This window comes from Mycoplasmopsis hyopharyngis (genome assembly GCF_045276885.1).
Classification (GTDB): domain Bacteria; phylum Bacillota_I; class Bacilli_A; order Mycoplasmatales; family Metamycoplasmataceae; genus Mycoplasmopsis; species Mycoplasmopsis hyopharyngis.
Window position 1 is genome coordinate 750,046 of sequence record NZ_CP174164.1, and the last position, 21,489, is coordinate 771,534.

At 25.6% G+C, this 21,489-nt stretch carries 27 protein-coding genes, 1 rRNA gene and 1 pseudogene; 18 read left to right on the top strand and 11 right to left on the bottom strand.

Annotation, left to right across the window (positions count from 1 at the left end; genetic code table 4):
* The first annotated feature begins 306 nt into the window (after window positions 1-306).
* Complete coding sequence (locus ACJA25_RS03110) at window positions 307-588, top strand: HU family DNA-binding protein (protein ID WP_406616195.1); 282 nt, start codon at window positions 307-309, stop codon at window positions 586-588.
* Here the strand turns inward: ACJA25_RS03110 and recU are convergent.
* Window positions 578-1,078 (bottom strand): Holliday junction resolvase RecU, encoded by a 501-nt coding sequence (gene recU, locus ACJA25_RS03115; protein ID WP_406615270.1) that lies wholly within the window; start codon window positions 1,076-1,078, stop codon window positions 578-580. The two genes, ACJA25_RS03110 and recU, sit on opposite strands and share 11 nt — an antisense overlap.
* A 128-nt stretch (window positions 1,079-1,206) precedes the next feature.
* Between recU and ACJA25_RS03120 the strand changes: the two genes are divergently transcribed.
* From ACJA25_RS03120 to rsmA, 12 genes are read left to right on the top strand one after another with little or no spacing between them, the layout of a single operon-like run.
* On the top strand, window positions 1,207-1,968 hold the full coding sequence (locus tag ACJA25_RS03120; protein ID WP_406615272.1) for a lysophospholipid acyltransferase family protein: 762 nt from the start codon (window positions 1,207-1,209) through the stop codon (window positions 1,966-1,968).
* Between the two features lie 27 nt (window positions 1,969-1,995).
* Window positions 1,996-2,751, top strand: a complete 756-nt coding sequence (locus ACJA25_RS03125) for a segregation/condensation protein A (protein WP_406615274.1) — start codon at window positions 1,996-1,998, stop codon at window positions 2,749-2,751.
* Window positions 2,741-3,313, top strand: a complete 573-nt coding sequence (scpB, locus tag ACJA25_RS03130; RefSeq protein ID WP_406615276.1) for an SMC-Scp complex subunit ScpB — start codon at window positions 2,741-2,743, stop codon at window positions 3,311-3,313. The genes ACJA25_RS03125 and scpB overlap by 11 nt, the downstream gene beginning before the upstream one ends.
* Window positions 3,314-3,360: 47 nt before the next feature.
* Window positions 3,361-4,218: a pseudouridine synthase gene (locus tag ACJA25_RS03135; RefSeq protein ID WP_406615278.1), complete on the top strand. Its 858-nt coding sequence runs from the start codon at window positions 3,361-3,363 to the stop codon at window positions 4,216-4,218.
* Window positions 4,219-4,233: 15 nt separating this feature from the next.
* Window positions 4,234-4,539 carry an Asp-tRNA(Asn)/Glu-tRNA(Gln) amidotransferase subunit GatC gene (locus ACJA25_RS03140; protein ID WP_406615280.1) on the top strand — a complete coding sequence of 102 codons (306 nt, stop codon included), beginning with the start codon at window positions 4,234-4,236 and terminating at the stop codon, window positions 4,537-4,539.
* Window positions 4,539-5,864, top strand: a complete 1,326-nt coding sequence (locus ACJA25_RS03145) for an amidase family protein (protein ID WP_406615282.1) — start codon at window positions 4,539-4,541, stop codon at window positions 5,862-5,864. Before ACJA25_RS03140 ends, ACJA25_RS03145 begins: the two co-directional genes overlap by 1 nt.
* Entirely contained in the window at window positions 5,857-7,269 is a 1,413-nt protein-coding gene (gene gatB, locus ACJA25_RS03150; protein WP_406615284.1) for an Asp-tRNA(Asn)/Glu-tRNA(Gln) amidotransferase subunit GatB, read from the top strand. Before ACJA25_RS03145 ends, gatB begins: the two co-directional genes overlap by 8 nt.
* Before the next feature lie 18 nt (window positions 7,270-7,287).
* Window positions 7,288-8,331, top strand: a complete 1,044-nt coding sequence (locus ACJA25_RS03155; RefSeq protein ID WP_406615286.1) for a YihY/virulence factor BrkB family protein — start codon at window positions 7,288-7,290, stop codon at window positions 8,329-8,331.
* A gap of 14 nt (window positions 8,332-8,345) precedes the next feature.
* Complete coding sequence (locus tag ACJA25_RS03160) at window positions 8,346-9,110, top strand: TatD family hydrolase (RefSeq protein WP_406615288.1); 765 nt, start codon at window positions 8,346-8,348, stop codon at window positions 9,108-9,110.
* Window positions 9,111-9,129: 19 nt separating this feature from the next.
* Window positions 9,130-10,104, top strand: a complete 975-nt coding sequence (locus tag ACJA25_RS03165; RefSeq protein ID WP_406615290.1) for a DNA cytosine methyltransferase — start codon at window positions 9,130-9,132, stop codon at window positions 10,102-10,104.
* The gene (locus ACJA25_RS03170; protein WP_406615292.1) at window positions 10,094-10,789 is read left to right on the top strand and encodes a UpaP162 family type II restriction enzyme; all 696 of its coding nucleotides are present in this window, start codon (window positions 10,094-10,096) and stop codon (window positions 10,787-10,789) included. The genes ACJA25_RS03165 and ACJA25_RS03170 overlap by 11 nt, the downstream gene beginning before the upstream one ends.
* Window positions 10,770-11,549: a 16S rRNA (adenine(1518)-N(6)/adenine(1519)-N(6))-dimethyltransferase RsmA gene (gene rsmA, locus ACJA25_RS03175; protein ID WP_406615294.1), complete on the top strand. Its 780-nt coding sequence runs from the start codon at window positions 10,770-10,772 to the stop codon at window positions 11,547-11,549. Before ACJA25_RS03170 ends, rsmA begins: the two co-directional genes overlap by 20 nt.
* A gap of 96 nt (window positions 11,550-11,645) precedes the next feature.
* Here the strand turns inward: rsmA and rpsR are convergent, their stop codons facing one another.
* Genes rpsR through rpsF form a run of 3 tightly spaced genes read right to left on the bottom strand, consistent with a single transcriptional unit; the run spans window position 11,646 to window position 12,864 of the window.
* Entirely contained in the window at window positions 11,646-11,897 is a 252-nt protein-coding gene (rpsR, locus tag ACJA25_RS03180) for a 30S ribosomal protein S18 (RefSeq protein WP_406615295.1), read from the bottom strand.
* 13 nt (window positions 11,898-11,910) lie between these two features.
* Window positions 11,911-12,396: a single-stranded DNA-binding protein gene (locus tag ACJA25_RS03185; RefSeq protein ID WP_406615297.1), complete on the bottom strand. Its 486-nt coding sequence runs from the start codon at window positions 12,394-12,396 to the stop codon at window positions 11,911-11,913.
* A gap of 18 nt (window positions 12,397-12,414) precedes the next feature.
* Window positions 12,415-12,864 carry a 30S ribosomal protein S6 gene (rpsF, locus tag ACJA25_RS03190; RefSeq protein WP_406615299.1) on the bottom strand — a complete coding sequence of 150 codons (450 nt, stop codon included), beginning with the start codon at window positions 12,862-12,864 and terminating at the stop codon, window positions 12,415-12,417.
* A 292-nt stretch (window positions 12,865-13,156) separates the two neighbouring features.
* Between rpsF and ACJA25_RS03195 the strand changes: the two genes are divergently transcribed.
* On the top strand, window positions 13,157-14,194 hold the full coding sequence (locus ACJA25_RS03195; protein ID WP_406615301.1) for a hypothetical protein: 1,038 nt from the start codon (window positions 13,157-13,159) through the stop codon (window positions 14,192-14,194).
* A gap of 28 nt (window positions 14,195-14,222) precedes the next feature.
* On the opposite strand, the gene whiA is transcribed toward ACJA25_RS03195, so the two are convergent.
* The 7 genes and pseudogenes from whiA to ACJA25_RS03230 all read right to left on the bottom strand — a co-directional run bounded on the left by whiA (window position 14,223) and on the right by ACJA25_RS03230 (window position 18,691).
* On the bottom strand, window positions 14,223-15,101 hold the full coding sequence (whiA, locus tag ACJA25_RS03200; RefSeq protein WP_406615303.1) for a DNA-binding protein WhiA: 879 nt from the start codon (window positions 15,099-15,101) through the stop codon (window positions 14,223-14,225).
* 42 nt (window positions 15,102-15,143) lie between these two features.
* Window positions 15,144-15,249: ribosomal RNA gene (gene rrf / locus ACJA25_RS03205) — 5S ribosomal RNA — on the bottom strand.
* Window positions 15,250-15,329: 80 nt separating this feature from the next.
* Window positions 15,330-16,061, bottom strand: coding sequence for a DNA-processing protein DprA (locus ACJA25_RS03210; RefSeq protein WP_406615305.1), 732 nt, complete (start codon window positions 16,059-16,061; stop codon window positions 15,330-15,332).
* A gap of 204 nt (window positions 16,062-16,265) precedes the next feature.
* Window positions 16,266-16,526: pseudogene (gene rpmA, locus ACJA25_RS03215) on the bottom strand (50S ribosomal protein L27); the annotation flags it as partial.
* A 41-nt stretch (window positions 16,527-16,567) separates the two neighbouring features.
* A complete protein-coding gene (rplU, locus tag ACJA25_RS03220) occupies window positions 16,568-16,867 on the bottom strand; it encodes a 50S ribosomal protein L21 (RefSeq protein WP_406615307.1) in 300 nt (99 codons plus the stop codon).
* A gap of 151 nt (window positions 16,868-17,018) precedes the next feature.
* Window positions 17,019-17,294 (bottom strand): hypothetical protein, encoded by a 276-nt coding sequence (locus ACJA25_RS03225; protein WP_406615309.1) that lies wholly within the window; start codon window positions 17,292-17,294, stop codon window positions 17,019-17,021.
* A gap of 80 nt (window positions 17,295-17,374) precedes the next feature.
* Complete coding sequence (locus ACJA25_RS03230) at window positions 17,375-18,691, bottom strand: DUF2179 domain-containing protein (RefSeq protein ID WP_406615311.1); 1,317 nt, start codon at window positions 18,689-18,691, stop codon at window positions 17,375-17,377.
* Window positions 18,692-18,774: 83 nt separating this feature from the next.
* On the opposite strand from ACJA25_RS03230, the gene ACJA25_RS03235 reads away from it, so the two are divergent.
* Genes ACJA25_RS03235 through ACJA25_RS03250 form a run of 4 tightly spaced genes read left to right on the top strand, consistent with a single transcriptional unit; the run spans window position 18,775 to window position 21,487 of the window.
* The gene (locus tag ACJA25_RS03235) at window positions 18,775-19,047 is read left to right on the top strand and encodes a DUF2188 domain-containing protein (RefSeq protein WP_406615313.1); all 273 of its coding nucleotides are present in this window, start codon (window positions 18,775-18,777) and stop codon (window positions 19,045-19,047) included.
* 21 nt (window positions 19,048-19,068) lie between these two features.
* Window positions 19,069-19,332, top strand: a complete 264-nt coding sequence (locus tag ACJA25_RS03240; protein ID WP_406615315.1) for an HPr family phosphocarrier protein — start codon at window positions 19,069-19,071, stop codon at window positions 19,330-19,332.
* A 44-nt stretch (window positions 19,333-19,376) separates the two neighbouring features.
* Window positions 19,377-20,324 carry an ABC transporter permease subunit gene (locus ACJA25_RS03245; RefSeq protein ID WP_406615317.1) on the top strand — a complete coding sequence of 316 codons (948 nt, stop codon included), beginning with the start codon at window positions 19,377-19,379 and terminating at the stop codon, window positions 20,322-20,324.
* The gene (locus ACJA25_RS03250) at window positions 20,324-21,487 is read left to right on the top strand and encodes an ABC transporter permease subunit (RefSeq protein ID WP_406615319.1); all 1,164 of its coding nucleotides are present in this window, start codon (window positions 20,324-20,326) and stop codon (window positions 21,485-21,487) included. The genes ACJA25_RS03245 and ACJA25_RS03250 overlap by 1 nt, the downstream gene beginning before the upstream one ends.
* Window positions 21,488-21,489: the final 2 nt, after the last annotated feature.

The window sequence follows — 21,489 nt, forward strand, 5'->3', positions numbered from 1 at the left end:
TTGCTAACCTCTTCGATTTATTTTGCGATATAAAAAAATAATTTTTTTCTTTAAAAAACAATATAATTAAAGTTATTAAATTTATTTTTTTATTCTATAAATAGGTTAAAAATAGAAAAATACAAAGGGGTATTTATGTTTGACGAACAAGAAGAATTAGTTTTCTCAACAGATGCTGATGAAAGCACAGTTACAGAAGAAAATGTGGTTGTTAACGAAGCGATGTCATCACCAGTTGAAACTTCTAATGAACCAACAGAAGAAGAATTAAAAGAAGAAGCAAAAAGAAAATTCAAAGTCGAAACAATGACTAAAAAAGAATTTTTTATTGAAGTTGCTGAAAGAATGGATGTTCCTGTAAGAGTTGTAGATGAATTTTTTGACAACTTTGTGTTCATTTTGAAAGAAAAATTAATTGCTGAAATAAAAGTTCAACTTTCTATTTTAGGAACTTTTGAAGTTAAAGTTAAAAAAGGAAGAACAACTATTAATCCTTTTATCGAAAGTAAGGATCAAATTGTTGTTCCTGAAAAACGTGTTGTTAAATATACACCTTCTAAATATTTAAGAGAAATAGTTAATTTTTAATATCTAAAAATTGAATGAAATTTATCATTCCCGGATATTCAATTTCAATTTCCTTTCCTATGTTTTGCACCTCTTCATAACAAAGAGGTGTTTTATTTTTATTTAGAAAATCATAAATGTCAATCATAAAAAACTTATTTTGATTTTCAAAATAGACAATAAAAAATGCTAACCCTCCATTATCTGCAATTTTCTTTAAATAGTCTATTTGATGAATTTTAATATTAGCATTAGGTAAGGTATTTTGATTTGTAGTTTTAGCTTCAAAAGCAATAAATCTACCTTTGTAGCATCCTATGTAATCCACAGTGCTTTTGCTGCTAATGATTCCGTCTTTAACAGTAATAACATTGTTAGCGTTTGTTACCAATTTTTTAAATGTAATATTTAAATTCTTTTTTTCAATATATGCAATTTTGTTCATTTGGTAAAAGTTAATTGTTTTATTTATTATGCTTTCTAATAGCATTCCTTTATTTTTGTTTATCATAATTATTAATGTACAAAAATCGAAGTTAAAGCATAAAAAAATATAAAAATTTAAAATAATATATAAAATTAATATTAATTATATTAATAATAGACTTTGATGACTAAGCAATTCTAATAAGGAGAAAGATGAATTTTAATGCTAAAATGATTTTTCTATGACCTTCTTTTGTTTGAAAATGACTAAGATTGATGTGAAAAGCAAAAAGTTATAAAAGAAATCCTGATGGTTTATTCCCAATGGAAAGAAATGATTTGCTTTTAAAATATTCTAAAAAACTTATTAAGTGATTCAATATAAAACTAAATGTTGAAGGGTATGAAAATTTACCAAATAATGGGCCTGTTTTATTGATACCTAATCATAAATCTAATATCGATGCTATTTTAGTTTTAGCAGCACTAGAATCTAAAAGAAAAAGTGAAGGAATACCAAACAAAATGCCTTGCTTTTTAGCAAAGAGTGAATTACAAAAAAGTAAAACTACTAAAAATGTTCTTTCCTTGCTTGATACCATTTACATTGATCGAAATAATATTAGAGCTTCCTTAGCATCTTTAAACGAATTTGGTAAATTCATCAAAGACTATCAAAGATTTGGAGTTATCTTCCCAGAAGGAGCAAGAATTTATGAAGATGGCTTAGGTGAATTTAAACCCGGGGCTTTTAAAGTAGCATTAAAAGAATATCTTCCTATTATTCCTGTTGCTATCACAGACACAAGAGATGCTCTAAACAAAAAAAGAAGCAAAAAATTACCAATTACCGTTAAATTTTTACCACAAATTAAACCAAATAATTTTCTTTCAATGGACACTAAATTTTTAGCAGAAAAAGTTAAAGGTTTAATTGCTAATGAATTAGAAAACTTAAAAGAACAAAAAAATTAGTAGCCTTGGGCACATTAAAAGGAAAATATGAAAAATATTTATGAAACAGATGATAAACGTTTTGATATTAAACTAGAAAACTTTGATGGACCTCTTGATTTATTATTAAGTTTAGTACAAGACAAAAATATCAACATTATGGATATAGACCTTGCTGACTTAGCTACTAAGTATTTAGCAATTATCCAAAGTATCCAGGAACAAGATATAGACATAGCGGGTGATTATTTAGTTATGGCAGCAACATTGTTGCAATTAAAAACTAGAATGCTTCTATATACACCAGAAGAAAAACCAGAAATAGAAGAAGATAAAAGAGCAATTTTAGCTAGATTGGCTGAATATCAACAATTTAAAGAAATTGCTGGAGTGTTAAAAAACAACGAGTTAGATCGTAAAAATATCTTTATTAAATCGCCAAGCAACGTTGAAGAATTTTTAGTTGAAAATGATCCTACAAAATTAGATGGAAATTCTAACCCAATTACTTTAATCAAAGTATTACGTCAAATGTTTGAAAGAACTTATGCAAATCATTTACGACAATCAAAATTAGAAACTTTTACTTTAACCCCAAAAGATCAAATTCCATTTATTAGAAGCTTGTTCAAAAATAAAAAAGAAGTAACTTTTGAAGAAATATTTACTGTTCCTTCTTTAAACCATTTTGTTATTACACTTATCGCAGTTTTAGAACTTTCAAAAAAACAAGAAATCATAATTAACCAAAAAGAACAATACGGTATCATAACATTTACCAAAGGACCAGAATATGAAAAATAAAATATTAGAAGCTTTACTTTATGTACAAGGTGATGAAGGTTTGACATTAAATCAAGTTAAAGAAATATTCAATTTACAAACAATTGCTGAAGCAAGAAAAGTAATGAATGACTTTTACAAAGAATACAATGAAAAAGAAGGTGCTCTTAAAGTTGTTAACTTTAATGATGTTTATAAATTAGCTACTAGAGAAACATACAAAGAATACATTACCAAAATGGTTCAAGTAGTTAAAAAACAAAGATTATCAAGTGCTGCTATTGAAGTTGTAGGAATTGTTGCTTATAGACAACCAGTAACTCGTTCAATGATTAACAACATTAGAGGAGTTGCTAGTGAACAAGTTTTAAACTCATTATTAGCAAAGGGAATGGTTGAAGAAGTGGGTATTTCACCTACACCTGGAAATCCAATTCTCTATGGTATAACCAACAAATTTTATGATTATTTTAAAATTAAGTCTTTAGCTGAATTACCAAAATTAACTGAATTTAATTTTGTAGATGGAACTGAAAACGAAGCAGAAGATTTCAATCTTTTTGATAGTCAAAGACAAGAATAAAATAGGTATAAAGGTGCATAAGTTTGCACCTTTATGTACATAAAGATATGTTTAAATATACTTGCAACCAAAACGATCAAGGAAGAACTTTATATAAAATTAGTTTAAAAATTTTTCCTAATTTACCTATTTCAAAGATAGAAAAGATGTTTCGTTCAAAAGAAATTAAAGTTAACAATGTACGTACAAATGATAAAAAGATGATTCTTCAAGAAAATGATGAAATCATCTTTTATTGCCATTATGAACAACAGCCAAACATACAAAAAGTAAACAACAATTTTGATATTTTGCAAATCATTTACGAAGATCAAAATATTTTGATAGTTAATAAACCAAATGATATTTCAATGCATGGATTTAAAAATTGTCTAGATTTCCAAGTTTTAGAATATTTAAAAGTCGATCCTAAATTAACTTTTAAACCTTCTCACATCGGAAGACTAGATAAGGAAACTAGTGGTTTAGTGGTTTATGCTAAGAATTATTCTACATTGAGATTTTTACAAGAAAATAAATCATTTGAAAAAACTTATATTTTAAAAAACGATTTTCCTTTGCCTTTTAATAAAGAAATCAAGAATCGAATTTTAATTCAAGACAACCAAAAAAGTGTATTAGTTTATCCTATTGATTCGAATTTTGGTAAAGAAGCTTCTACTATCTTTTTTAGTCAAAACTCTACCGTTTACGCTCAAATCATCACCGGTAGAAAACATCAAATTAGAGCAACTGCCGCTTGATTAGGTTATCCAATATATGGGGACACTAAATACAATGGAATTTCAAGTAATCGTTTATATTTACATTGTTTTAAATTAAAATTTAATCAAAATATCAACAACCAAGAACTAAATTATTTAAGTAATAAAGAATTTCAAGCAGAACCAAAAGATTGAAATTAATTTTAAGGAACAAATATGAAAAAAATTACAAAAGAAAAGTTAATCGAAATTGTAAGTTCAATAATGTTAAATCCAACTGACGAAGTAATTGAAGGAATTTTAAAAGACTGACAAAATTTACAAAAGGATTTTAAATCATTAAATAAAATTGACATTACTAACGTTAAACCTTTAAGTCATATTAATGAACAACCAAAAGTTGATTTTTTAAGACAAGATTTTCCTGATATGTCTTGATCAATTTCAAAAAATGAAATTTTAGCTAATGCTAGTCAAAAAAATGATGATTATATAATTGTTCCTGATAAGGTGGTTAAATAATGAAATTAAAAGTTCTAGGTGATTTTCAAAAAGCTCAAAAAGAGTTATTAAATGACAATAATAATGCAGTCTCATTTGTTTATCCAAACGCTAATTACAATCCTACAAACGAAAACAAAACACTAGATAAAGCTATTTTTACAATTAAACAAAATTTTGCCACTAAAGATGCTATTACTAATGCTTCTTCAAAAATATTAGAAAATTTTAACCCCTATTACAATGCCACAGCTGTACAAAAAATAATCGATTCAGGAGCAATTCCTGTAGCAAAAGTTAATTGTGATGAACTTGCATTAGGTGGAACAGGTACTTATAGTGCTTACGGTTTAATTCACCATAAAGTTGATCCAAATAGATATGCTGGAGGTTCTTCTTCTGGTTCTATTGCAACTCTAAGTGATAATATTAGTTTTGCTTTAGCTTCAGATACGGGTGATAGTGTTAGATTACCAGCTTCATTTTGAGGCAAAGTTGGTTTTAAACCAAGTTATGGTGCTATTAGTAGATACGGACTATTTTCTTATGCTTCAAGTTTAGATACTGTTGCATATTTTGCTCATAATGTTAATGATATTGCTTTGCTTTCTCAAACCTTATATGGAGTTGATCAAAAAGATTTTACTTCTTTAGAAGTTCCAATTAACAATATTGAAACTAAAAAACCAAAAAAGATTGCTTTATTCGATTTAGGTTTTTTAAAACCTTTTGTTCAAAGCAACTACAATAAATTAATTAACAATTTACAAAAGCAAGAAATTGAAGTTGATTTAATTAAACCTAATGAAGATTTATTGTTTGCTATTAAACCTGTTTATGACATTATTTCTTATTCTGAAGCATCTTCTAACTTGGCAAACTTAAATGGAATTACATTTTCAAAACAAGAAAATTCAAACAATTGAGCAGATATTATGACCAAATCAAGAAGTAAGCATTTTGGAAATATGGTTCAAAGAAGACTTACTTTAGGTGCTTATTTTCTACATTCAGAAAATCAAGAAGAAATATTTATAAAAGCTCAAAAAGTTAGAAGACTAATCAAAGAATATTTTGAAAAAATACAACAAAAGTATGATATTTTGATTTTCCCTTGTTCAGCAACCGAAGCTCCTTTATTTTCAAGCAAAGAAAAATATGGCTATATGGACTACATTTTAACTGGTGCTAATTTAACTGGTAATCCTTCTTTATCACTTCCTTGAATTAAACATAAAGATCTATTTGTTAACCTTTCAATAGATTCATTAATTTATACTGACCAAAAGCTTTTATCATATGCTTTATGATTAGAAGAATTTTTAAAGGAGGATTCATATGAATAATTTTGAAACAACTATTGGAATTGAAATCCATTTAGAATTAAATACTAAAACTAAAATGTTTTCTCCTGCACCTATTGATTTTAATGCAGCACCAAATACATGCGCACACCAAATTGACTTAGCATACCCAGGAACTTTACCTTTGGTTAATAGACAAGCAGTAATTTTTGGTGTTAAATTAGCTAAAGCATTAAATATGAAAATTGATAATGAATTGCACTTTGATCGTAAAAATTATTTTTATACTGATTTACCAAAAGGTTTTCAAATTACCCAATTTTATAGACCAATTGGGCAAAATGGGCAAATAAAAATTGACTTAAATGACAGTGAAAAAATCATCAATATTGAACGTATACATTTAGAAGAAGATACTGCTAGACAACACCATGATCAAGAAACTCAATTAGATTTTAATCGTGCTGGAGTTCCATTAATTGAGATAGTTTCTCAACCAGAAATTCATTCTGCTGATGAAGCAGTTGCTTATGTAGATGCAATAAGAAAAGTTGCTTTGACACTAGGAATTTCTAATGCAAAAATGGAACAAGGTTCATTAAGAGCGGATCTAAATGTTTCAATAAGACCTATTGGTTCAAAAGTTTTAGGAACTAAAATTGAAATTAAAAACCTTAATAGTTTTAGAGCAATTAAAACTGCGATTGAATTTGAAATCAATTGACAAAAAGAAAAATTATTAAGAAATGAAAAAATCCTACAACAAACCAAAAGATTTGATGAAGCATCTCAAAGTAACATTTTAATGAGAACTAAAACTTCAGCAATTGATTATAAATACTTCCCAGAGCCTAATATTCCATTTATTAAATTAAGCAATGATTTTATTAATCAAGTCAAAATTGATGAATTACCTTGAGAAAAAAAACAAAGATATCAAAAGGAAAATATTCCTACAATCTTTGCTAATAGTTTGTTAAACAACATTGAACTTTCAAACTATTTTGATTCAATAAAATATGCTGACAGGGAAAAATTAGCTAAACTATTTTTTGCTGAAGTGGTTTCATTGGCTAATTCAAAAAATGTTGAAGTTCAAGCATTAAACATTAAAAATACTTATTTTGAACAAGCATTACAATTATTAGGCCAAGAAACTATTTCAAGTAAATCATTTAAAAAGTTAATAACACTTTTACCTGATTTTGATAGTGATTTACTTAAATTAATCAAAGAAAACAATTTACAACAAATTTCAGATCCAAAAATTATTAAAAGTTTTATAGAGCAAACTTTAAAAGAAAATCCTAACTTAATTCAAGATTACAAACAAAGACCAGATAGAGCAATTAAACAAATTTTAGGCAATATAATGAAAATTTCTAATGGTCAAGTAAACCCAACCATTACTAATGATTTAGTTATAGAAGCATTAAAAAATATTTAAAATTAATATGAGGCAGAAATGAAAATAAGGAATGATAAATATCAAATAGTTCCTTTTTGACAACAAAAGAAAATTAGAAAAAAACGGCAAAAAGATTTAAAAAATGCCTGATTTGGAAAAAATGTTGTCAAAAAGCAAACTCAAAAGTTTTTATTTTTTGAAAAATTAATCAAATTTTTCATCAAAATAATTTTGTGAATGGTTATTTCCAAAGTTGTTTTAAAAAACAAAACTAAAACTAACGAATTAATTGATCGAACTTTTAAAAAATTTAATTCCAAAGATTTTGGTTTTATTCCTTACTCTACTGCTTTTTATTTTTTAATTTCTTTCGTGCCAATTATCACCTTATTAATATTTTTACTTTCGATAATTCCTAATTATGAAAAAATCTTTGTTGAAGAAATCATCAACAAGATTTTACCTGGGGTTTCTAGCTTGATTAATTTAAGCAAAGGTATAAACTCTTTAGGTAATGCTGCAACTTATGCAACTATTGCAATTCTTCTTTTTTCTTCAATTTGATTAGCTTCTTCTGGTTTTGGTAAATTTATATATTCACAAAACTATATTTACGACCACAATAATCTAGGAAGTTGATTAAAAAACCGGACAAAAGGAATGCTAATAGTTATTGGAATCATTTTATATCTTTTTGTTACCTCAACGTTTTACATCTTTATTTATGATGCTTTTAATAAAAACATCACTTCTACAATTGGAAAAAATATTTTCTTTTATACTTCCTTTTTAATTTACTTATTTTTAATAATGTATTTAGGAATTGGTTTGCTATATATTTTTTCACCAGCATTTAAGCTTTCTTGATCAATGGTTAATCCAGGAATATTAATAACTACTATTCCTAATGTAATTTTTATCGGAATCTTTGGTACCTTAACTTCATTAATTGATTATGGTAAATACGGAATTATTGGTACTTTTATGTATGTTGCTATGTTCATTAGTTTTTTAACATACTTTATGTATTTAGGAATTGTGGCTAATGAAGCATATTACAAAACTTTCTTTTCAACTAGAACTATTTCTAAAAAATACTAATTTAAGGAGCAAATATGTCTTCAATCAAATATGTGGATGCTCATACCCATCCTCTTTTAGAATACTATCCAAACAATGAGCAAGTTATTGAAACCGCACATAAAAAAGGTGTTTCAATAATGATGGTCACCGGTTGTAATGAAAAGGAAAATCTAGAAGTAACTAACTTAGTTGAAAAGTTTAATTTTACTTATGCTGTCATTGGAATTCATCCAAACGAATCTAATGGCGCTATAGATGGATCAACTGTAGAAAAACAAATAACTGCCAAAGTAAAAGGTATCGGAGAAATCGGATTAGACTATTATTACGAAGGATACAACAAAAACAAACAAATCGAATCATTCGTTTCACAAATAGAAGTGGCTAAAAAATACAACTTACCAGTTGTTGTTCATATGCGTGATTCATATAATGACTTATATGAAATAATCAAAAAATACCACAAAGATGTAACCTTTATGATCCATACTTTTAGTGGTGATTTAGATTGAGCTAAAAAATTCTATGAACTAGGATGTTATTTTAGTTTTTCCGGCACCATCACCTACAAAAATACAAATTTAATTGAAGTTGTCCAATGATTACCAATTGATAGAATATTAACCGAAACTGATGCTCCATATTTATCACCTGCTCACAAAAGAGGCAAAATCAACTTTTCTAATTATGTAATTCATACAGCAAACTATATGGCGGGACTAAAAGGTTTAACAATTGAAAAATTCACTGATAGAGTTTATAAAAATCTTAAATTTTTATTCAAAATTGGACATTAATAAATAGGGGGGCAAAAATATGAAAGATATAAAAATGGTAGATTTATTTGCGGGCGCAGGTGGTTTAACCCTTGGTTTTGTTCAAAATGATTTTAAAATTTTGGATACTATTGAATTTTGAAAACCCGCAGTAGAAACATATAATTACAATTTTTCAACTAATATTGAACCAAAAGACATAACAAATAATGAAATAAGAAACGAATTAGAAACAAAATACAAAAATAAAACTAATTTAGTTATAGGTGGTTTTCCTTGTCAAGGTTATTCAATGGCTGGTAAAAGAAATCCAGATGATGATAGAAATCAATTATATAAATACACTATTGATGTAATTAAAAGACTTGAACCTGAAGTTTTTGTTTTAGAAAATGTAAAAGGGATATTGTCTTTTAAGGAAAAAGATGGACAATTAGTTATTGATAAAATAATTAATATTTTAAAAGAAGCTAATTATTATGCTAAATATATTTTGGTAGATAGTTCCAAATTTGGGGTTCCTCAAAAACGGGAAAGAGTAATTTTTATAGGTTCAAAAGACAAAGAAAAAGTAGATTTAGCAATTGACCAAATCTCAAAACATAACGAAAAGATTAAAACTGTTAGAGATGCTATTTCTCACTTAGAAAATATAACAAATGAATCTGATATACCCAATCATATTTTTTCAAAACACACTGATGAAATGAAAGAAAAATTCTCAAAATTAAAAGAAGGTGAAAGTTTATACAAAAACTATTCTGATGCCTTTAAAAGAATTTATTATGATAAACCTTCTCCAACTGTAAAAGAAAATCATGGTGGTGTTCATGTGCATCCTGTTCTAAATAGGGTTTTAACTCCTAAAGAATTAGCGCTATTACAATCATTTCCTGATGATTTTATTTTCAAAGGAACAAAAGCTAGTATTTTAAAACAAATTGGAAATGCTGTTCCAGTAAAACTATCATTTGAAATCGCAAAAATTATCAAAAAGGTTTTTTATGGAAAATAAATATTTTGAAAAAGCGCTTATTTTTAAGGATAAGATAATAAATTCAATTAAAGAAATTTTTTATTCAACAGGAAACGAATTATTAATTAAAATTGAAGATTTAAATATATTACAAAGAGAAAATAATGTTATAGAATCATCAACAGCAATTGGTTATTTATTGGAAGAGTATGTTGTTAGCAAATTAAATATATATTTAAAAGCAAAAAATATAGGCATTAATCTAAATAAAGAAAATCAAACTACACAAAATTCTAGTTATGATTTTTCTTCTAATTTTCAAGAAGATTTCTTTATGGTTAATTTAAAAGCAAATAAATTAAATAACAATGCTATTTCCGCAATAAATAAACTTTATAATGATTATGTTGCTATAAATGAAAATTTAGTTAAACATTTTTTGATAATTAAAATAAACTATGACATAGGTTTTTCAAAATTAGGCAGTGAAACTAAAAAGATACTTATAAAAGATATAGATTCCTTCTTTTTAGAAGAATTGGATTTTTCTGAAACACATTTTCAAGATCATAGAAATTGAAGCAAACAAATGAATTTAAATTCTGGTAGATTGATAATTACAAATAAATTTAGAATAGAGAAAAAACTTAAAAGAGAAGTTATTGGTTATGAAAAAACTAAAAGTTTTTTAAAAAAAATATATTATGAAAACATTAAAGATTAAAGCAAAAAAACAATTCGGTCAAAATTTTTTACAAGATGAAAATATTATAGAAAAAATTATTGAAGTTATTATTCCAAAGAATAAAAAAATTATTGAAATTGGGCCGGGTCAAGGTGCTATTACCAAACATTTATTACAAAATTGTACACAATTAACTGCTTTTGAAATTGATAAAGATATGATAAATATACTTAATAATAAATTTCAAAATGCACAAAATTTTAATTTAATTCATCAAGATTTTTTAGATTCTAATTTGAGCTCTTATAAGGAATATGTGGTTGTCGGCAATATACCATATAACATTACTACTGATATTATTTTTAAGTTATTTGAATATAGATATACATTTAAAAAAGTTATATTAATGGTTCAAAAAGAATATGCTCAAAGATTAATTGCGAAGGTTAATTCAACTAATTATTCAAAATTAACTATTACTGCAAATTATTTAGCAAAAGTTAAATTAGAATTTTTAGTACACAAACAATCTTTTGTTCCTGTTCCTAAAGTTGATTCGGCAATTGTTTCATTTGATTTTTATCAAGATAAAAATGATAATTATGACAAATTAAAAGATTTTTTCAAACTTTGTTTTTTATTTAAACGCAAATTTTTATTAAATTCTTTAGCAACCAAATACAATAAACAAAAAATATTAGATACTTTTAAAACTCTAAATATTTCGAATAAAATTAGAATTCAAGAATTAAGTATCGAACAAATTATCGATATTTTTAATACTTTAATAAGTAAATAACAATAACAAAAAATTGTGTTTTATTTACTAAACTAGAAATAAAAATTAGACCCAAATTTTTTGTGATTTGAGTCTAATTTTTTTGTTTGTAATTAATTATTTTCCTGCTCTAATACGTTCTTTTGTATAAGGCATTAAAGCCATAAAACGTGCTCTTTTGATTGCGTTAGCAACTTTTCTTTGGTCTCTAGCGCAATTTCCTGAATTAGCACTAGGTTTAATTTGTCCATTATTAGTAACAAATTTTTCTAAAAATTTAACATCTTTGTAATCAACATAAGTTAATTTCAATTCGCATAATTCACATCTACGTTTTCTGTAATTAGTTTTCTTTTTATTATTTATCATAATGCTCCTAAAATTAATCTTCATCTAGGTCAGAAAAACCATATAAATTATTTTCTGGTGTTTCATCCATAGAGAAAGTATTTGTTTGTTCAGGATTAATGTTAAATGTTGAAGTATTTTGTTCGTTGTTTTTATAGTTCAAGTTTATTGTTTGAGTATTGCCACCACGGCTTTCACGGGTTTTCTTGTTTTCAAGTGGAACAAAACTATCTACTACTACTTCTGTATTTCTAACAGTTTCACCTTTGCTATTTGCAAATTGTGAAGTAGAGATATAACCTTCAATAGCAATTAAAGAACCTTTATTAAAGAATTTGTTTAAAAATTCAGCATTGCTTCTTCAAGCAACAAAAGGTATAAATTCAGTTGCTTCTTCGTTATTACTTCCTGTTCTTCTAGAAACAGCAATTACACAACGAGCGTAACCAACACCTGTTGAAGTTGTTGAATAAAATGGGTCTCTTGCTAATCTTCCTATAAGAATTACTTTATTTAACATTTATAAATTCTCCTGTTTTTATTTTTCTACTTTAGTTTCTTTTGCTGTAGATGTTGCTTTTTTAACAGTTTTTTCATTAGCTACATTTTTAGGATTGTCAACTTTAACTGTTTTTGAATTGAAAGCATTTGGTTTCTTAAAGTCTTTAATGTTTTTGAAACCTTTTTTAGCTTTAAATACTTTGTCTTTTCCTTTTTCTGTATCTAAGTTAATAACTAAATGTCTTCAAATATCTTTGTGAATATTTGCTTTACGTGAAAATTCAAATATTTTGTCTGATGAAGATTTAACTTCAAAAACAACAAATTGACCTTTTAATGATTTATTAATTGGGTAAGCTAAATCTGTTGTGTCAAGTCTTTCTTCTTTAGCGATTGATTCTTTTCCAAAAATTTCTTCAACTAAATTGTGAGCAATTCTAGCTTCAACTTTTGGATTAAGAATAACCATAATTTCATAATTACTCATTCTTCTCCTTTTGGACTTCAGGGTTAAAAAACCAAGGAGTATTTCTACTCGTGATTTATTATATATTATTATTAATAATAATGACTAAATTAAGCACAAAATTAAATGAAAATTTGAGTTTAATTTAGAAAATAAATTTTAAATTTTTTGTCTAAATAAAAATTATTTTTTCTTTTTCTTACTATAAATAAGTTAAAAACAAAAAATAAATTAACCTATTTTTTTATAAAGTTTTTTAATATGAAAAATAAAATGTTTATAATTTATTAATTAAATAAAACTGGGAGTTTTTATGTTAAAAATATTGTTTGATAAACATATTAAAAAATTAAATAGAAAATATGATTTTCAAAAAAAAGACGAAAGAAAAGAAATAAATAAGATTATTTTAGACTATTCAATTTCATTAGATATTAATCCTATTTATGAAAATTCATTTATGCCTATACCGCCATATTATCTTGATGATCAAAACGATCCAAGGGTTGTTGCTTTTACATTGAAAAAAGAGTTATTTCCAAACATTGACCTTGATGTTGAACCTTCATTAGCAACAATGAATTTTCCAAGTTTGTCAGAAATGAAAGAAAAATTTAATACCGCATATTCAAAAACAATCACTGAATTTGTTGGTTTTGAATCAATTTCTGATGAAGCTGCTGTTGGAGATTATGTAAAATTATTTAACCCTGATAAACAAAAAACTTACATTGGTATATTAGAAGAAAACCCAAGAAAACAAATTTTTAATATATCGCTTTATCAAGGAAAAGCGGTTGGTGACGTAATTGAATTAAAATTAGCAACCAAAGAATACAATTTAGAAATTGTTGGCTTTGCTAGAAAATCAAATGATAAAAAATTAGAAATAGAAGATTTAAAATGATATTTCCCTTTTGAAAAATTTTCAAAAATAGAAGATTTTTATAAAAAACTTAAATTAAAACTATTAAGCAATGTTTTATTTAAAAGTGTATTTATGCATTTTTTAAATCACCAAGTGGAATTTATTTTATTGAATAATCTTTTCGAAAATTTTGGTGATTTAGTAACAATGTATGAAATCCAAACAGGATCAAAAAATGCTAAAAGTGAAATAATTTTCAAACTATTTTTATGAATTATTAGTTTTAATTGTCATAAATTAGATTTAAATTTACACCAAGAAAGCATTCTAAAAGAAATGTCTAACATCTATTATGAAAACGATGAAAGATATGATGAAGAAAAAAGCTTCAATTCATTCAATGAAATTTTATATTTAGTAAAAATTTCTTCTCCTGTCGCTTATGAAAACACCCTAGCTTTATTAAATGAATTTTCAATTTAATAATACAAAAAGCTCGAATCGTTAATGATTATGAGCTTTTTTGTTTTTCATTTTTGTCTTTTTCAACAATTTTTCTTAACTTTATTAACCAATTATTCATTGTTGATTTGGTTATGTCTATATTTTTGCTTTGTTTTATTATCTGTCTTAAGTTTTTTAATGATTCATATGGTTGTTCTCTTTTTTGTTCAAAAAACATTTTTTGTATCTCATTAAAATTTGAATCTAAATTATTTTCAAATAAATATTCAATATTACTTAAATGCTTTTGTCCAGAAAGCGCAATTTTATTTAAATTACAAATATCAATATTGTTAATTCTATTAACATTGTTTTCTAAATCTCTTTGAATTTTATTTTCAACAAAAACAAAATATGCTGAAACTGCTTCAATTGCTTTTAGAAAATCACTTATCGATTCTTGTTTAGAAAGATAAATAACATATTTTTTTTGTATTTGTATTAGCTTAAAATTAAAATTACTGTACTTATTTAACTTGTTTAATATAAAATCTATAAATTGCTTATTATAAGATCTTAAACTTAAATGGTAATTAGTAGTATTTAAATCTTGGATGTTTCCACCACCACAAAAAACGCCAGCAAAGAAAATTGAATAATCATTAACCTTTTCATTTAAGTTAAATGAACTTTTATTAATAACTAGAAATTTTTGCTTATTTTTATATTCTTTTTCTACATTAAGATTGATTTTTTTAAAAAAGGAAAGCACTTTATCTTTAATTTCTTTTGACTTTATATTGATAAATATTTTTTCATTTTCAATCAATCCAGCTGAATAAACAAAACCTTTTAAAAATTCATTGGTTTGAGCTAGTGTCTTAACATTTTTTAAAACTTCAAATTTAATTTGCTTTGCAAAATTTAATTTATTTTTTGTATTCATAATATAACCATATATTCATTATTAGGCTGAAAAAAGAAATAAAAAAAGCGGCTCCCTATTTTCCCTGTTAAGGTATCGTCGGCGTAAAAGGGCTTAACTACTGAGTTCGGAATGGTATCAGGTGATCCCCTTTGCTATAACCACTGATACTCATTATAATACAAATTTTTTCTTTTTTTTAAAATTTTTTTCTTTTTTTAATTTTCTAAATTAATTATATTTTAAATATTAAAAATAGGCAATCTTAAAATTGTTTTTTAGTACATTAGCTCCTTCTTGAATTAATAAACTATTACCATCATTTTTATTGATTCCAGGATAACAATAAACTTCTTTTCCTAATTCAAGAAAATAAGAAACCATATTTTGTATTGATGATTTTAACTTTGAGCTATAAATAATCAAAAAGTTAGACATCTTAGCTATTAAACAATTTTTTTCTCTTAGTCTATTGTACTTAATATGACAAGCATTAGGATATTGACTAATGTAAAGTTCATTTGAATACATTGGTTGATTAAAATAATCAAAACCTGATGGGATAACATGAATAATATCTAACTTGTGGTCTCTATAATATTTGATTATCTCCTTATCAACTTCTTTGTATGTACCTACAATTAGAGTTTTATTCCTTTGTTTTAAAATTGGTAGTGATTCATTTAAGTAGTCTTGAATTTTTTCATTGTTTATATCTCCTGTTAAACATATACTGTCATTTTTAAGTAGATTTATATCTCCTTTACAAAATAAAACATATGGTGAATCATTATATTTTCTTAAAGATTCTGGATATTCGATGTCATAAATTGTTATAGGTTTTATTGAATTTTGCTCCATACTTTTGCTAAACAATTCAAATTCATCAACATTTATTTTTTCTTTGTTTTTTAAAGCTTTTCATATCTCAAAATTATTTCCGCGATATTTGTAAGCTAAATAAATTAATAGTTTTTTCATTTTCTCCTTCCAAAAATATATGTCTATTTTTGTTAAAAAATAAAAAAAATGTTTTTTTGGCATAAAAACATTAAAAAACTCTCGCATTCAATGCGAGAGTAATTTTTATTTAGCCTTAGTTGTTGCAGTTTTTTTAACAACTTTTTTAGCAGTTTCTTTTGTTGTAGTTTTTGAAGCTACAGGTTTTGCTTTAACAACTTTTTTGTCTTGTTGTCTTTCTTTATAAACAGAAGCATACTTTCTATTTCTTTTTGTTTCAAATTTAACAAATCCATCAATTAATGAATACAAGGTATCATCATTTCCTCTACCAACATTTGTACCTGGGAAAATTTTTGTTCCCCTTTGACGGAAAATGATTGATCCCGCTGTACAAAATTGTCCATCGCCTAATTTAATCCCTAATCTTTGACCACGTGAATCACGACCGTTTCTAGTTGAACCACCGGCTTTCGTATGTGCCATTCTAATTTCCTCTTTTTCTAATTATTTAAAGTAAATTGAAATTAAGCAATAATTTCAGTGATTTTTACACGTGTATAAGGTTGACGGTGACCAAGTTTTCTTTTGTGAGTAGATTTAGGGTTGTGACGATATACAACAATTTTTTTAGCTTTTCCTTGTTTTTCGATAATACCATTAACACGAGCTTTGGTTAAGTATGGTTTACCGATTTTTTCATCAATAACTAATACTTTGTCAAATGAAACTTTAGATCCTTCAGTGCCTTCAATTTTTTCAATGAAGATTGATTGATCTTTTTTTACAAGAATTTGTTTGCCTCCGGTTTCAATAATCGCAAACATCGATTATCCTCCGTAAGTAATGACTCATCTTTAAGGTGGCTTTAAAGCACTTGCGAACCTTTTTAGAATGGTTACAAAAGTAACATTTTAATTATAGTAAAGAAAACAAGATTACATTAAAAATTTTTGTTTATTTTTTTAAAAATTCGGACTAAAACGCGATTATTGTAGGACCAGTTGGTGTACTTTTTTCTGTTTCTTTTTTACTTGAATCATTGCTTGTAGAATTGCTATTTCCGTTATTTCAATTTGCTACACCATTTTTAAGATCAATTTGCCCATTTTGCGAGTTGATAATTTTGAAGAAAGTTCCAATTGCTCCTAGTCCTTGTGCAACTAGTGGCATTAAAGTTGTAGCAATTCCTAAAAAACTTCCTCCATAAATTTCATTTTGTTTTTGTTCATTTAATTTTTTAAAATTTTTCATATATTTTGCCTCCAATAATATATTTGCCAAAATTTGTAAAAAATAAAAAAACTTGCAAAACAGCATAGTTTTCGCAAGTTTTACTCAACAAAACGTGTGTTGAATTTTCCAATAGCTTGTCTAACAGGTTTGATACTAATTCAAGCAGTAGGTTCAATTTTTTTAATATCTAAAACAATATTTTTAGTTTCTAACAAGAGCATAACTGAATCAATAATGTAAATTTTGTTTCCTGTGTATCCACTTTTAACAGTTCTAATTGTATAGCTATGTCAGAAATTAATTCTTTTGAAGTATTTCAAAATATTTTCATAATTTGAACAAGAAATTTCTAATTGAACTTTAGCATATTTTGGATAAATAATTGAAAGAACAATATTGTTAATCAAAATATAAAGCAATGTTGATAATTCTCTCATTCCAAAAGAAGTTATGTGTTGCACTTCATCTCGTTTTTTAACAGCAATTTCAGGAATATATGGAAATTCACTTGGAATGTTTAAATATTCAAAATCACGATAAGAAATTGTATGTGGTTTAGCAAATCTAAAAATAACTAAAAATGATAATGAAAAAGTTAAAGAAACAATTGAAAATACAAAGGCAACATTCTTTTTAGATTTAGTAGCAAAATAATAAATAACAATATCTGTTCCTCCTGTAGAACCACCACTTTTTCAAGTGAGAGCAATTGATACAGCGATAGATATGGCGCCCAAAATTCCGTAAAGTAAAATTGGTCAAGTATTTGGATTTTCAATAATATATGACTGTGTAATAGGAGGATCTACTTGTACTACTTTAAGTTCTTTTGTTCAACCAGCAGTTAAATTAAAAGTATTGTATAAAAATTCATTGACAACTGGAATGGTAAAAATAAAGTTAGTAGGAATTTGAAAAATCATAAACAAAAGTGTTAAGAAAACAAAGGATTTCTTTTCTTTTAAACCAAAGGTTAAAAATAAAGGAACGTTTGCTGCTAAATAAATTAAAGCGAAATAAGGTTTAATTTTAGGAAAAATTAAAACAAGCAAGGTTGGTAATCCAGTTAAACAACTAGGAATAGTTTCAGATCTACTAATAAAAGTGTTGATACCAAAATTAAAAATTAATGCTGATATAAAAACAATTAGCACTCTTTTTCAATAGGTTTCAACTATGAACTTGAATTTTTCTTTTTTGGTTTTTGGTTCATATTTAATATTTCTTAGAAAATATTTACCCATTGCTAGTTTTTTTAAATCTTCATCATTTTCTTCGCTAGAGATGTTTTCTAAAAAATTTTGACAATTGGTTTCATTGATTTCCAAAATCTCATCTGTTTTAATTTCTGTTTGTTCTTTGTTGTTATTTATTTGAGTTTCAGAAATATTGTTAGGTTTTTTATTTTGCTCCATAGATTTAATTATTATATATTTTTGGTTTGTAAATTAATATAATTTATAATTATTAATATATATTTTTTTGAAACGGAAAACTAATGAACGCTGAAACAGAAAAGAAACCACTAACTATTTGACATATAACACCAAAAGGTAAAAAATGACAACTAAAAGGTGTTGGCCGTGAAAGAGCTACTAAAATTTTTGACACTCAAAAAGAAGCTATCGACTTTGCCAAAATAATGGTTAAAAATAATGAAGGAACCTATTTAGTACATAAAGCAACTGGACCTATTAGAGTGGGTCAAAGTTACAAACCTAAAAAAACTGCTGCTACTAAAAAAAACAAAACTACAACTACTAAAAAATAAATTATTCATAAGGAGAAAAAAATGAAAGAAATTATTGCTATTGTTGCTGACCCAATGGGATTACACGCTAGACCAGTAAGTATTTTGTCTTCTGTTGCTTCAAAATACGAAAGCGAAATTAAATTATCTTCAAATGGAAGAGATGCTAATTTAAAATCAGTTATGAACGTAATGTCACTTGGAGTTAAAAAAGGACACGAAATCTCAATTAAAGCAATTGGACCTGACGAACTAGATGCTATAAATGAAATTAAGGAAACTTTAAGAGCAAACGAGTTGATCTAATTAACTATGTAGAAAGTTGTTCTTTTTCTTAAAAGAACATAGTTATGAATTTTTACTATTTTTTATTTAAGAAAATTAGTTTAGCCTTATTAGGAGTTTTTATAACTCTTATTTTTTCTTTTGTTTTTTTAGGAATTTTTATTAATCCTTTTCCTGAAAAACCAATTGTTGTTCAACTTTTTGAATATCTTGGCTCATTATTTACTTTTAAATATGGCAAAATAATTAGTCCAAGTATTTCACACTCTTTTATTAATCCTGCTTTATTTTTCTTTTACTATAGTAAATATTCAATTATTTTTTATTTGTCTACCTTTATTTTTTCATTGGTTTTAGGGACTTGTATTGGAATTTTTTGAGGTTATAAAATTCATACTTGATCTGAAGTGATCACCAACATTTTTATCTTTATCTTTTCTGCTATACCAACGTTTATTTTGGCTCCCTTAGGAATTATTTTTGCTGAATCAATTGATTTACCTATTAATTTTGTAGAACCAGGCATTTTAGGAATTAGCTTTACAATTAGATCACTAATCATTCCAATTATTATTTTGTCTTTTAGTACGACTAGCATTATCGCAATTATTACGAAAAAGAATTTAGCTAACATTTTAAGTCAAGAATATGTACTATTAGCAAAAACAAATGGAATGAATAATTTACAAATCTTTAAAAAAGTAATTTTTAAAAACTTGATGATTGAGCAATTAAACTACTTAGTTTTAATTTTTATAACTATGGTTAGTTATGGTTTAATTATTGAACGTATTTTCCAAATTCCAGGACAAAGTTTGTTGCTTTCAAACATTTTGCGTTCTCATGAACTTTATATTATGATAACTTTTATTTTCTTTACTTCTTTATTTTTATATTTTGCTCAAGCGATTTTAGAAATCTTTTACCATATGTTAAAGGTTGATAACAAATTAAACTTAAATTTCTCTATTAAAAGAAGAACACATAATCTCTTTAAAAAGGAGACAAGATAATGAAAAATAATAAATTTCACCATGTCCATTGTGTTGCTGAAAATGATTTAGAAAATCACTTAAAACACCTTTTAGTTAAAGTAGAACACCCTCACCCAGTAGTTTCTTTATCTAAAACTACAACCAATACCAAAGCTTATTGAAAACGTTTTTTCAAAAACAAAGTTAATATTGCTTTATTAATTATTTTCTTTTCATTTTTAGCATTTATTTTCTTGACCAAACTTTTTTATCCTTATAGCTCACAAAAACCAATGATTGATAATCCTTTGTTGATTTCTAATTTGCCTAATTTTAATAACCCAATAGTTACCAAAAATTTACCTTTTGGTGATGAATATCAAAACATTAAGAAAATAGCAAATTTATTTCCTGAGCATCAAATCATTATTTATGAAAAACAAGTTTTAGGTTTTATTAACATCAAATACAATGCTTATGAATTGTTGTATGCTACTTTGTCATTAAATGGTCAACAAGTTAAAAACTTTTATTTTCCTTTAGGAACCAATCTGAATGGAATTGATAATTTTGTTCAAATCATAAATTCATTTTTCTGAACCATAATTATTTCATTTTCTTCTTTATTAATTTCGCTTCTTATTGGAACTTTTATTGGCTCGATTATTGCTTTTTACTCAGAAAAAACCACTACTAAAATTTCATATTATTTTCTTTCAAGCATTAGTATTTTGCCTTATCTGATTATTAGTATTTTTATTTTTACTTTTATTAAAACCACTAATATAAACATCATTTTAATTTTTAGTATTTTAAGCAGCATTAACTTTATACATTCATCATATGCAGCTGGGTTAGAAATCAAAAGTAAGGAATTTATTATTGCTGATAAAGCTGCTGGTTTTAGCAATTGAAACATTATTATTTTAGATATCTTTAAGCATAATTGATGAAATAATCTCCTTATCATTTCTGATCAATTATCTTTAATTTTCTTAACCTTAACTTCTTTAGCATTTTTTAATGTTAATAGTTCAACTAGCACACTAGATATCGGACTTGTTTTTAAACAAATAATAGCTGACATTAATAAAGTTGATTATTTAGCTTGTGTTTTAATACTTAGCACAATATACTTATTAATTACTAAATCATTAAGTATTGCACTTTACATTAGTTCTAACGTAAAGATCTATAAATAGGA